Below are 11,931 nucleotides of genomic sequence, written 5' to 3'. Positions count from 1 at the left end.
GGCCATGGTCATCGCGGGACAAGCCCGCTCCCACGCAGATCAGGGCATCAGCGCGAAACGGGGGTCGGTTTTTGGTGTTCGGCCCGGCGCTCCAGCACCTCGTACACCGACGGATACGCCGGCCGCTCCACGTAGCGCCCCGCGCCCGGCTCGGCACGCAGGTCGCCATCGGCCCAGAGCACCCTGCCCTGGCTGATGGTGTGGCTGGGGATGCCGCGCACGGTGCGGCCTTCGAAGATGTTGAAGTCGACCCGCTGGTGATGGGTCTGGGCGCTGATCGTGCGCGTGCCCTGCGGATCCCACAGCACCAGGTCGGCGTCGGCACCGACGCGGATGGCGCCCTTGCGCGGGAACAGGTTGAAGATCTTCGCGGTATTGGTGGAGGTCAGCGCGACGAACTCGTGGATCGACAGGCGCCCGCTGTTCACCCCGGCATCCCACAGCACCGCCATGCGGTCCTCGATGCCGGCGGTGCCGTTGGGAATGCGGCTGAAGTCGTCGCGGCCCATGGCCTTCTGCTCGGCGCAGAAGCAGCAGTGGTCGGTGGCCGTGGTGTGCAGGTTGCCCGACTGCAGGCCCCCCCACAGTGCGTCCTGGTGCTCGCGCGGGCGGAACGGCGGGCTCATCACGTAGCCGGCGGCGGTGGCCCAGTCCGGGTCGCGGTAGACGCTGTCGTCCAGCAGCAGGTGGCCCGGCAGCACCTCGCCGTACACCGGCTGGCCCTTGGCCCGGGCATAGGTGATCTCGTCCAGCGCCTCGCGGCTGGAGACATGCACCAGGTACAGCGGCGTGCCGAGGGTCTCGGCGATGCGAATGGCGCGGCTGGCGGCCTCGCCCTCCACCTGCGACGGGCGCGACAGCGGATGCGCCTCGGGCCCGGTCAGGCCCTGGGCCAGCAGTTTCTTCTGCAGGTGATAGACCAGCTCGCCGTTCTCGGCGTGCACCGTCGGCACCGCGCCCAGTTGCAGGCAGCGTTCGAAGCTGGCCACCAGGGTGTCGTCGGCGGCCATGATCGCGTTCTTGTAGGCCATGAAGTGCTTGAAGCTGTTCACCCCATGCTTGGCCACCAGCTCGCCCATTTCCTCGGCCACCTGCTCGCTCCACCAGGTGATGGCGACGTGGAAGCCGTAGTCGCTGGCGCTCTTCTGCGCCCAGCCGCGCCAGGTGTGGAACGCCTCGAGCAGCGATTGCTGCGGGTTGGGGATGACGAAGTCGATGATCGAGGTGGTGCCCCCGGCCAAGCCCGCGGCGGTGCCGCTGAAGAAGTCCTCGCTGGCCACCGTGCCCATGAACGGCAGTTGCATGTGGGTATGCGGATCGATGCCACCGGGCATCAGGTACTGGCCAGAACCGTCGAGGACTTCGCAATCGGTGGGGGTTTCGAGGTGGCTGCCGATGGCGCGGATCAGGCCATCGACACACAGGACATCTGCACGGTAGCTCTCTTCATGGGTAACCACGGTGGCGCCACGGATCAACAGGGACATGCCGTTTTCCTCGCAGGCTGACCGGTCTTCTGGCCGGTTCTTGGAATTGTTTCGGGCCGGGCGCTGGAGGCGATTCGTTCAATCCTGTCAGGCCTGACAAGAATCGAGGCTAGTATCTGATCGGATATTGATCAAGAAAAAATATATGCAAATATCTTATTTTGTATCTTATTGATTATTAACAATAATTTATAAAAATCACCAAAATGTGACACCCCTTCACCATTTTGACGCACTTGACAGGAAGCCAAATTGGTCAAGATTTCCTATGCAAAATCAGCTGTTTGTTTCCTGGCTGGATGGCGCAGGCCGCGCCGGTGGTTTCCCAGGTTGCACCCGTTTGAACCACGCGGGTGATGGACCGGCCAGACAGACGGCGTACCAGGGTGCCCACCCCGCCCTCGTCGTCGCGCTGAAGAATGCCTTTGCAAGACAGTGAGTTACCTCCGGTGGGCGGCGGCCGTCGGGAAGGCGCGGGCTTTCCCGGCACGTTTGTTGAAAACGCAGGCCACAACCGCCTGGCCGGGCCGCAGGTGCAGTACTGGTGGTGTGTGTACTCCGGCCATCGCGTCAGCCCGATGAGCGACAACTACAAGAAAAAAGACCTGGAGAACCCCATGCAACAGAGCAGATCGCAAGTGGTCGAGCAGCATGGCCTGTTCGAGCTCGACGCCGGCAGCGACGTCCTCGACAGCCCCCGCTACAACCACGACATCGCCCCGACCAAGGTGCACCAGCGCACCTGGAACAAGTGGCACATCACCGCGCTGTGGGTGGGCATGTCCATCTGCGTGCCCACCTACACCCTCGGCGGCGTGCTCACCGCCTACTTCGGCCTGAGCGTGGGCGAGGCGCTGCTGGCGATCCTGCTGGCCAACCTCATCGTGCTGATTCCGCTGACCCTCAACGCCTTCCCCGGCACCAAGTACGGCATCCCGTTCCCGGTGCTGCTGCGCGCCTCGTTCGGCGTCTTCGGCTCCAACGTACCGTGCCTGATCCGCGCCGTGGTGGCCTGCGGCTGGTTCGGTATCCAGACGATGTTCGGCGGGCTGGCCATCCACCTGTTCCTCGGTTCGCTGTTCCCCGAGTGGAAGGCCCTGGGCGGCACCGGTGAGGTGATCGGCTTCATGCTGTTCTGGTCACTGAACCTGTGGGTGGTGCTGCGCGGCGCCGAATCGATCAAGTGGCTGGAGACGCTGTCGGCGCCGCTGCTGGTGGCGGTGGGTGTCGGCCTGCTGTTCTGGGCGCTGCCGCACATGTCGATGAGCGAGCTGCTGGCGCAGCCACCCAAGCGCCCCGAGGGCGCCAGCGTGGTCGGCTACTTCTGCGCCGGGCTTACCGCCATGGTCGGCTTCTGGGCCACGCTGTCGCTGAACATCCCCGATTTCAGCCGTTACGCGAAAAGCCAGAAGGACCAGATTCTTGGGCAGATCTTCGGCCTGCCGCTGACCATGTTCCTGTTCGCTTCGCTGGGCGTGATCATGACTGCCGCCTCCGCCTCGCTGGTAGGCAAGACAGTGTCCGACCCGGTGAGCCTGATCGGCCATATCCAGAGCCCCGGCTGGGTGGCCCTGGCCATGGCGCTGATCATCATCGCCACGCTGTCGACCAACACTGCGGCTAACATCGTCTCGCCCACCAACGACTTCCAGAACATCGCCCCGCGCCTGATCGGGCGCAGCCGCGCGGTCTGGCTGACCGGTTTCATCGGCCTGGCGCTGATGGGCCACGAGCTGCTCAAGAAGCTCGGCTGGATCGTCTCCGACCTGAGCCTGGAGAGCGTGTACTCCAACTGGCTGCTGGGCTACTCCAGCCTGCTCGGGCCGATCGCCGGGATCATGGTGGTGGACTACTTCCTGGTGCGCCGCCAGCACCTGGACCTGGCCGGGCTGTACCGCGACGACGTGTACCCGGCCTGGAACTGGGCCGGGTTCGTCGCCTTCGGCGTGCCGGTGGCGCTGACCGTGATGGCCATCGGCAACAGCAGTTTCAGCTGGTTCTACGACTACGGCTGGTTCACCGGCTCGCTGCTTGGCGGCGGGCTCTATTACGCCCTCGGCGGCCTCGCGGTGCGTGGGCCGGCGCGGCTGGCGAAACCTTTGCCGTGATGTAGCGCATCGCGGGGCAAGCCCGCTCCCACGCGATGCTCCGACATGCCATGGAAAAACAACAGCCTGAGGAGACACCCATGACCACCCTCGCCAAGGAAGTCCTGCAGTCAAGCACGCACCACATCGACAGCGCCCGCCTGTGGCAGTCCCTCATGGACCTCGCCCGCCTCGGCGCCACGGCCAAGGGCGGCGTCTGCCGCCTGGCGCTGACCGACCTCGACCGCCAGGCCCGCGACCTGTTCGTGCAGTGGTGCGAGGCGGCCGGCTGCACGGTGAGCATCGATGCGGTCGGCAACATTTTCGCCCGCCGCCCCGGACGCAACGCCAAGCTGCCGCCGGTGATGACCGGCAGCCATATCGACACCCAGCCCACCGGCGGCAAGTTCGACGGCTGCTTCGGCGTGATGGCCGGACTGGAGGTGATCCGCACCCTCAACGACCTGGGCGTGGAGACCGAGGCGCCGCTGGAGGTGGTGGTGTGGACCAACGAGGAAGGCTCGCGCTTCGCCCCGTGCATGATGGGCTCGGGGGTGTTCGCCAGCAAGTTCACCCTAGAAGAGACCCTGGCCAAGCGCGACGCCCAGGGCGTGAGCGTCGGCGAGGCGCTGAACGCCATCGGTTACGCCGGCAACCGCGTCGTGACCGGCCACCCGGTGGGCGCCTACTTCGAGGCCCACATCGAACAGGGCCCGATCCTCGAGGACCAGCGCAAGACCATTGGCGTGGTGCTCGGTGCCCTCGGCCAGAAGTGGTTCGACCTGACCCTGCGCGGTGTCGAGGCCCACGCCGGCCCCACCCCCATGCACCTGCGCAAGGACGCCCTGGTCGGCGCCGCCGCCGTGGTCGAGGCGGTCAACCGCACCGCCCTCGCCCACCAACCCCATGCCTGCGGCACTGTCGGCTGCCTGCAGGCCTACCCCGGCTCGCGCAACGTGATCCCCGGCGAAGTGCGCATGACCCTGGATTTCCGTCATCTCGAAGGCCAGCAGCTGGACGCGATGATCGCCGAGGTGCGCCAGGTTATCGAGGCCACCACCGCCAAGCATGGATTGAGCTACGAACTGGTGCCCACTGCCGACTTCCCGGCCCTGTACTTCGACAAGGGCTGCGTCGAGGCGGTGCGCGACTCGGCGCGCAACCTGGGCCTGGCGCACATGGATATCGTCAGCGGCGCCGGGCACGACGCGATCTTCCTCGCCGAGTTGGGCCCAGCCGGGATGATCTTCGTGCCCTGCGAGGGCGGCATCAGCCACAACGAAATCGAGAACGCCGCCCCCGAGGACCTCGCGGCCGGCTGCGCGGTGCTGCTGCGGGCGATGCTGGCGGCGTCGGAGGCGATTGCCAGCGGGCGGTTGGCGGCCTAGCAAGCGATAAAAGGACTGCGTGGGAGCGGGCTTGCCCCGCGATGCAGGCAACGCAATGCATGGCACCGGCGATGCCGGTGCCGGCCCCTTGGCGCAAAACTCCCGCGCGCGGCGGTATACTCGCCCACCTTCGAACCGCGCCCGGGAATCCGCCATGCAGCAAGTCCTGCTCATCGTCGATGTGCAATCCACCTTCAGCCCCTCCGAGAAACTGGTGGATGGCATCCGCGTGCTGTCGGCGCACATCCCCACCATCGCCTCGATCGAGCTGCACGACGAGCAGGTCACCCCGTTCCAGCGCCAGCTCGGCTGGCACCCGGCCGCTGAGGACGTGGCCCTGGTCGAGGCGGACAAGGTGTTCGTCAAGCATGGCTATGGCCAGACCGCCGAGACACTGGACTACATCAAGCGCCTTGGCGTCGAGCGCGTGCTGGTGTGCGGGCTGCAGACCGAGACCTGCGTACTGGCCGCCGGCTTCGCCCTGTTCGATGCGGGCCTGACGCCGACGCTGGTTACCGACCTGACCATGGGCTCCTCGCTGGACCGCTCCGGGCAGCTGGGCATCGACCTGTGGAAACACCACTTCGGCCACGTCACTACCGCCGCCGAGGTGCTGTCCGGGCTGCGCGACCCACGAGGCAACCCATGAGCGCCAAGCGCGTATTGATCGTCGAGGACGACGCCGATAGTGCAAGCATTCTGGAAGCCTACCTGAAGCGCGATGGCTTCGAGGTGGACATCGCCGAGGACGGCGCCCGCGGGCTGGCCCTGTTCCGCCAGCGCACGCCAGCGATCGTGCTGCTGGACATGATGCTGCCAAAAATGTCAGGGCCGGAGCTGCTGACCGAGATCCGCCGCGGCGCCGACACCCCGGTGATCATGGTCACCGCCATCGGCGACGAGCCGGACAAGATCGGCGCCCTGCGCTACGGCGCCGACGACTACGTGGTCAAGCCCTGCAACCCCAAGGAAGTGGTGGCCCGGGTACACGCGGTGCTGCGCCGCTACGGCGCATCGGCCGACAGTCGCCAGCGCCTGGAATGCCTGGGCGTCTGGGTCGATGCCGAGCGTTTCGTGGCCGGGGTGCGGGCCAGCGATGGCGAGGAGCAGGTGCTCGACCTGACCCGCTCGGAACTGCTCCTGCTCGCCGCGCTGCTGCGCACTCCGAGCAAGGCCTTCAGCCGCGAGGAACTGCTCGAATTGTGCATGCCCGAGAGCGATGCGCTGGTACGTATCATCGACACCCACGTGCTCAACCTGCGGCGCAAGCTCGCAGCCCTGGGCGTCAGCGGCGCGCTAGTAACCGTGCGCTCCGTTGGCTATCGGTTCCGCTGACCGCCATGCGCAAACGTCCGCTGTGGCTGTGGGTCGGCCTGAGAATGACCCTGCTCGCCGTTGGCGCGGTGATCACCATCACCGTGTGCATGTACCTGTACTTCTGGATCAGCGACTACCTGGTGCTGCAGTCGATGCGGCCCGAGGACCGCGCCGCGCTGCTGGCCGGCCTGGCCGATGTGCCGCGCAACGAGTCCCGGCTGTGGCAGTTGCTGCAGACCTACTACGACATCCACGACTTTCTCCCCGGCCCCGGCAACAGCATCGACTGGCTGGTGCTGTACGGCTTTGTCATCGTAGTCATCCCGTTCACCCTGATGGTCGGCCTGTACCTGTCCAGGCCGCTGTCCCGGCAGTTCCGCCAGATCGCCGTAGGGGCACGGCGGGTGGCCGAGGGCGACCTCAGCGTGCGGGTCAGCCAGCACCCGCGCCAGCCCAAGGAAATGCAGCGCCTGTGCACCGACTTCAACAAGCTGGTCGAGCGCCTGGCGCTGTACGAAAGCGAAGTGGCCGAGTCGAGCTCCAACCTGGCCCATGAACTGCGCACCCCGCTCAATGCCGCGCTGGGCCGGGTACAGGGGATGCTCGACGAGGTGTTCCCGCTGTGCCCCGAGCAACTGCGCCTGGTGCAGAACCAGCTGTACAACCTCAATACCCTGGTGGGCGACCTGCACCTGCTGTCCCTGGCCCATGCCGGGCAGCTGCCCCTGCACATCAGCCTGTTCTCCCCGGCCAGGCTGGTCGAGGAGCGCCTGGCCTGGTTCGCGCCGCAGTTCGAGGCCGCCGGAATGCAATTGCACACGGCGCTGGCCGATGACGTGGTGATCGAGGCCGACCCGGCGCGGGTTGGCCAGCTGATCAACATCCTGATCGAGAATGCCCTGAAATATGCCTCCGACGGCCGCGAGCTCAGCGTCGCCGTGTGCCAGGCCAAAGGCTGCGTGCTGCTGGAGTTTCTTGATCGTGGGCAAGCGGTCGAGCAAAAGGACCTGGGCAACATGTTCGTGCGCTTCTGGCGCGCCGAACAGTCACGGGCACGGGTCAGCGGTGGTGGTGGCCTGGGCCTGTCGATCGCCCAGGCGATCTGCGAGGCCCATGGCGGCCGCATTTCGGCGCAGCGCCGGGCCGAGGGCGGGCTGGCGCTGCAGGTGACATTGCCCCTGGTCACCACAGCCTGAAGGCTTCACACGTTGCCCTGTAGGAGCGGCCTTGTGCCGCGAAAGGGGCGCGTAGCGGCCCCAGGATCTCTACATCATGCAAAATCGCCGGGGCTGCTACGCGCAGCCCTTTCGCGGCACAAGGCCGCTCCTACAGGGGAACACAAGCGCGGCTCCTGCCCTGATCGAGCTTCAGGGACACTGGCAGGTGGTTGGGCCGAACACCGGCCCGGCACATGGATCCTTACCTGGACCAAACACCGGGCACGACGCCTGGGCCGTGGCGACGAGCCCCCACGACAGCAGCACAGCCAACATGGCTTTCTTCACGGATAACCTCCTGGTCAATGATTGTCTTCCTTGCGCCCTCAGGCGATCAGGGCTCGCACACGCAGGTCGTGGGGCCCAGCACCGGACCTGCGCACGGATCCTCCCCTGGCCCCAGTACCGCGCAGTCGGCCTGTGCCGTCAGCGAGAACATCCACAGCAGCATCGCGGCTGCCAGCCATTTTCCATTCATGATGACCTCCCTGGTCGAAACATCGATTGCGCCCATACGCTCGAACGTCGGGCATGCAACAGAAAAGACCATCCCCGCAAATGCGCCAATAGACCAATGTCTAGTGCGGCAAAACCGCACCCGATCACCAACGCAGCAGCCGAGGCCCTGCCAACGCCCCGACGACGGTCGGCAGCAACATCCCCAGCAGGTACCACAGCCCCCAGAACGGCACCGTCATTTCCGGGCAGTGCAGGCAGTACACGAGGGTCGCGGTGGATCCGGCGAGCAACCCGCCGGCGGCGCCTGCCTGGCGCAGCCGGGTCGGCGCCAGGCCGCGCAGGGCCCAGAACACGGCGGCGAATACGGGTGCCGAGAGCAGGGCGATGTTCAACGCGCAGGTGCGCCAGGTGCGGCCGAAGATCAGGTCGGCGCGGGCCTCCACCGGCGCGCCGGCCAGGCTGACGGCTGCCCCCAGCCACACCAGCAGCAGCGGCAGGCCGAGCAATCCCCACAGCGCGCCGCCGCGCACACCTGGCCTGGCCAGGCGCTGGGTCAGCCACAGGGCCAGCAGGCCCAGGCTGGTGGGCAAGGCCAGCTTGGCCCAGAACAACGGCGTGCGCGCCACCTCGGCCAGATCGCTGCGCACGCCGTAGATGGCCACGGTCATCAACAATGCGCCCAGCATGCCGGCCAGCAGCGCCAGCAGCAGGCGGCGCGCCAGCACGTGACGATCCACCGGCTCTGCGGCGGTCGCCAAAAGGCTGATCAACTCATCGGTCTTCATGGTCGTCTTTACCTCGAATCAACCTTCCCAGGGCCTTGAGCCCCCGGTGTATGCCCACCTTCACCGCCGAACTGGACAACCCGGTGATACGCGCGGTTTCCTCCACCGACAGCCCTTCCAGCTTGACGTGGACGATGGGCAGGCGCTGGCGGTCGGGCAACTGCCCAAGCAGCTTGTTCAGGTCCCGGCTGGCCTGGGCCGGCTCTTCTTCGCCACAGGCGAACAACTCGCTGTCATCCTCCAGCGGCTCGTGGCGCGCCTCGCGCCGGGCCTGGCCGCGCCAGTGGTCGGCCAGCTTGTAGCGGGCGATCGCCTGCACCCAGGCGGTCAACGGTTGCTGCGCCTGGTAGGTGTGGCGGGCATTGTGCACCGCCAGCAGCACCTCCTGCAGCAAGTCTTCGACCTCGGCCGGTCGTTGCGCCAGGCGCCGACGCAAAAAACCACGCAAGTGCACCGCCAGCGCCGCGAGGAATTCGCGATAGGCCCCGGCGTCACCGGCCAGACCAAGCAACAGCAGGGCCTGCAGCTGTGATTCGCGTGCACTGAGCACATCCTGTGGGTTAGTTCGTTGCATCGGCCGCCGGGGTTACACCGTCTGTGGGTTTCTTTTTTATCCAACCATCGCCGCAACGCCCTGCGCAAGCACCGACGCCGCTTCCTTACCTTAGGTGGCCGGCGCAGGTGGCGAAAAATATTTTGCAAGCGCTGTAACCGCCTCGCCTATCGCCGCGAACTACTCCATGAGCCGCCGGTACATCGCCACGGCCCCATCTTCTGGAGACGACACCATGAAAACCCTCGCCCTCGCCACCGCCGCCCTCGCCCTTGCCTCGCTGGCAGGCGCAGCCCTGGCCGACGACACCACCAAGGCGGCCACCATGGAGAAATGCTACGGCGTGGCCATGGCCGGCAAGAACGACTGCAAGGCCGGCGCCGGCACCACCTGCGCCGGCAGCGCGAAAAAAGACTACGACGGCATGCAGTGGAAAAACGTGCCGACGGGTACCTGCACCTCGATCAAGACCCCCAACGGCATGGGTTCGCTGACCCCGATCAAATCCTGAGCACAGGCCATCGACCATGAACGGAAATACGCCGATGGGCGCAGGGCTCGGCCTCAAGGCCGAGCACTATGACCAGGCCTGGGCCTGCCACGCCGAAGGGTTGTGGTTCGAAGTCCATCCGGAAAACTACATGGTCGGCGGCCCTCGCCTGGCCTGGCTGGCGCGGATGGCCGAGCGCCATCCGCTGTCGCTGCACGGCGTGGCACTGTCACTGGCGGCGGATGCCGAACCTGACGCCACGCACCTGCGGCGCCTGCGTACCCTGATCGACCAGGTACACCCGGCCCTGGTGTCGGAACACCTGGCCTGGTCGACCTGGCGCGGCCAGTATCATCCGGACCTGCTGCCCTTCCCCCGCAGCGACGAGGCCCTGGCCCGCATTGCCGACAACATCCAGCGCACCCAGGACGCTTTGGGGTGCCGCATCTCCATCGAGAACCCCAGCCACTACCTGCACCTGCAGGGCCATGACCTGGATGAGATCGACTTCCTCGCCGAGCTGGTGCGACGCACCGGCTGCGGCCTGTTGCTGGACGTCAACAATGTGTACGTCAGTGCCTACAATCTCGGCTTCGATGCCGCCAACTACCTCGCCCGCTTCCCTGCCCAGGCCATCACCGAGATCCACCTGGCCGGACACCGTCACGACGCCCAGGGCGCACTGCTGGTCGATTCCCACGATGCCGCCATCGCCGCGCCGGTGTGGTCGCTGTACCAGCAGTTGATCGCCCGCATCGGTCCGCGTCCGACCCTGATTGAACGCGACGGCAACATCCCCGCGTTTGACGAACTGCTCGCCGAACGCGCCCTCGCCCAGGCCACCCTCGACCTGGCAGGAGCCTTGCCATGAACCTGCGCCTCGAACAGTTCCAGAATGCCTTCATCGACGCCGTCTATCAGCGCCCCGCGCCTGAGCTGGCGGCACTGACAGCACAGCCCGCGTTCACGGTGTACCGCAACACGGTGCTGGCCGGTTGCGTCGAGGCCCTGCGCGCCAACTTTCCCAGCGTCGAAACCCTGGTCGGGCGCCAATGGATGCACGACGCCACCGCGGAATATGCCCGGCAATCGCCGCCCTGTGATGTGCGACTGATCCGCTATGGCGCGGCGTTTCCGGCATTTCTCGAGGCGTTGCAGCCCGTCCATGGGCTTTGCTACCTGGCGGACGTCGCACGGCTGGACTTCGCCTGGTGCGAAGCGTTCGGCGCCGACGACGAGCCCTGGCTGACATTGGCCGACCTGGCCGGCATGACCGCCTCGGACCTCGAACGCAGCCACTTGAGCCCGCGCTCCGGCGTACGCTGGCACTGGTTCGACCAGCATCCTGCCTACAGCCTCTGGCACCACAGCCGCGACGGCAGGGCCTGGCCCGAGGATCGGCCCTGGGTGGCCGAGGGCGCCCTGCTCAGCGGCGCCCGTGAAGGCGTCGTCCACCAGCCGTTGAGCCTGGGGGGATGCACCTTCCTCGATGCCTGTGCCGCCGGCTACACATTGGACAAGGCCTCACAGCTTGCCCTGCACGCCCAACCCGACCTGGACTTCAGTGACCTGCTTGGCGGGCTGCTGAATGCCCGGGCCTTGCGCCCGCTCGCCTTCACCTGAGGAAAACGCCATGGACATCAGCCACGCCAGCCCATCGCCCCACGGCCTGCGCCTTTACTGGAACCGCGCCGCCGCACAGCTGCAACGCTTGCTCGGCGACAGTGTCCTGTGCCTGGTCGCCCGCCTGGGCATCGCCTCGATCTTCTTTCTGTCCGGTCGGACCAAGGTCGAAGGCCTGCTGAGCATCACCCCCGGCACCTACGAGCTGTTCCAGAGCGAGTACGCCTTGCCACTGGTGTCACCCTGGCTGGCGGCGCACCTGGCGACTTACGCCGAGCACCTGTTCCCGCTGTTGCTGGTGCTCGGCCTGTTCACCCGACTGTCGGCCCTGGCCCTGCTGGGCATGACCCTGGTGATCGAGATCTTCGTCTACCCGGATGCCTGGCCCACCCACCTTTCCTGGGCCGGCCTGCTCCTGCTGCTGATCGCCCGGGGCGGCGGGGCACTGTCCCTGGACCGGGTGTTACGGTTTCGCTAAATAATAAGGGTCGCCAGGCGACCCTTTTCACTCATTCGAGCGGCTCG

14 protein-coding genes are annotated in these 11,931 nt (G+C 66.5%); 9 read left to right on the top strand and 5 right to left on the bottom strand.

Annotation, left to right across the window (positions count from 1 at the left end):
• Positions 1 to 47: 47 nt before the first annotated feature.
• Complete coding sequence (gene hydA, locus ACZ899_RS02640) at positions 48 to 1,487, bottom strand: dihydropyrimidinase (RefSeq protein ID WP_485627268.1); 1,440 nt, start codon at positions 1,485 to 1,487, stop codon at positions 48 to 50.
• 617 nt (positions 1,488 to 2,104) lie between these two features.
• Here hydA and ACZ899_RS02635 point away from each other — a divergent pair.
• The 5 genes from ACZ899_RS02635 to ACZ899_RS02615 all read left to right on the top strand — a co-directional run bounded on the left by ACZ899_RS02635 (position 2,105) and on the right by ACZ899_RS02615 (position 7,475).
• A complete protein-coding gene (locus ACZ899_RS02635) occupies positions 2,105 to 3,595 on the top strand; it encodes an NCS1 family nucleobase:cation symporter-1 (RefSeq protein ID WP_232857488.1) in 1,491 nt (496 codons plus the stop codon).
• Positions 3,596 to 3,675: 80 nt separating this feature from the next.
• Entirely contained in the window at positions 3,676 to 4,962 is a 1,287-nt protein-coding gene (locus ACZ899_RS02630) for a Zn-dependent hydrolase (RefSeq protein WP_234562926.1), read from the top strand.
• Positions 4,963 to 5,116: 154 nt separating this feature from the next.
• Entirely contained in the window at positions 5,117 to 5,611 is a 495-nt protein-coding gene (locus tag ACZ899_RS02625) for a cysteine hydrolase family protein (protein WP_198743563.1), read from the top strand.
• Positions 5,608 to 6,297 (top strand): response regulator transcription factor, encoded by a 690-nt coding sequence (locus ACZ899_RS02620; RefSeq protein WP_203652142.1) that lies wholly within the window; start codon positions 5,608 to 5,610, stop codon positions 6,295 to 6,297. Before ACZ899_RS02625 ends, ACZ899_RS02620 begins: the two co-directional genes overlap by 4 nt.
• A 5-nt stretch (positions 6,298 to 6,302) precedes the next feature.
• Entirely contained in the window at positions 6,303 to 7,475 is a 1,173-nt protein-coding gene (locus ACZ899_RS02615) for an ATP-binding protein (RefSeq protein ID WP_234562927.1), read from the top strand.
• 171 nt (positions 7,476 to 7,646) lie between these two features.
• On the opposite strand, the gene ACZ899_RS02610 is transcribed toward ACZ899_RS02615, so the two are convergent.
• From ACZ899_RS02610 to ACZ899_RS02595, 4 genes are all read right to left on the bottom strand, one after another.
• Entirely contained in the window at positions 7,647 to 7,784 is a 138-nt protein-coding gene (locus ACZ899_RS02610) for a PA0050 family protein (RefSeq protein WP_232857492.1), read from the bottom strand.
• Between the two features lie 46 nt (positions 7,785 to 7,830).
• Entirely contained in the window at positions 7,831 to 7,974 is a 144-nt protein-coding gene (locus ACZ899_RS02605; RefSeq protein WP_110738062.1) for a PA0050 family protein, read from the bottom strand.
• A 124-nt stretch (positions 7,975 to 8,098) separates the two neighbouring features.
• Positions 8,099 to 8,740, bottom strand: a complete 642-nt coding sequence (locus tag ACZ899_RS02600) for a DUF1109 domain-containing protein (RefSeq protein WP_203652140.1) — start codon at positions 8,738 to 8,740, stop codon at positions 8,099 to 8,101.
• A complete protein-coding gene (locus ACZ899_RS02595) occupies positions 8,727 to 9,314 on the bottom strand; it encodes a sigma-70 family RNA polymerase sigma factor (protein ID WP_110738064.1) in 588 nt (195 codons plus the stop codon). The genes ACZ899_RS02600 and ACZ899_RS02595 overlap by 14 nt, the downstream gene beginning before the upstream one ends.
• Before the next feature lie 214 nt (positions 9,315 to 9,528).
• Here ACZ899_RS02595 and ACZ899_RS02590 point away from each other — a divergent pair, with 214 nt between their 5' ends.
• The 4 genes from ACZ899_RS02590 to ACZ899_RS02575 are packed head-to-tail and all read left to right on the top strand — an operon-like array spanning position 9,529 to position 11,884.
• Entirely contained in the window at positions 9,529 to 9,804 is a 276-nt protein-coding gene (locus tag ACZ899_RS02590; protein WP_203652138.1) for a BufA1 family periplasmic bufferin-type metallophore, read from the top strand.
• A gap of 16 nt (positions 9,805 to 9,820) precedes the next feature.
• Positions 9,821 to 10,654, top strand: coding sequence for an MNIO family bufferin maturase (bufB, locus tag ACZ899_RS02585; protein WP_203652136.1), 834 nt, complete (start codon positions 9,821 to 9,823; stop codon positions 10,652 to 10,654).
• Positions 10,651 to 11,406: an HvfC/BufC N-terminal domain-containing protein gene (locus ACZ899_RS02580; protein ID WP_234562928.1), complete on the top strand. Its 756-nt coding sequence runs from the start codon at positions 10,651 to 10,653 to the stop codon at positions 11,404 to 11,406. Before bufB ends, ACZ899_RS02580 begins: the two co-directional genes overlap by 4 nt.
• Positions 11,407 to 11,416: 10 nt before the next feature.
• Positions 11,417 to 11,884, top strand: coding sequence for a DoxX family protein (locus tag ACZ899_RS02575; protein WP_234562929.1), 468 nt, complete (start codon positions 11,417 to 11,419; stop codon positions 11,882 to 11,884).
• The last annotated feature ends 47 nt before the right edge of the window (positions 11,885 to 11,931 follow it).

It is taken from the genome of Pseudomonas sp. TE31087, from assembly GCF_057284075.1.
The sequence above is the reverse complement of the archived record's forward strand: the minus strand, read 5'-3'. Positions and strand labels throughout refer to the sequence as shown.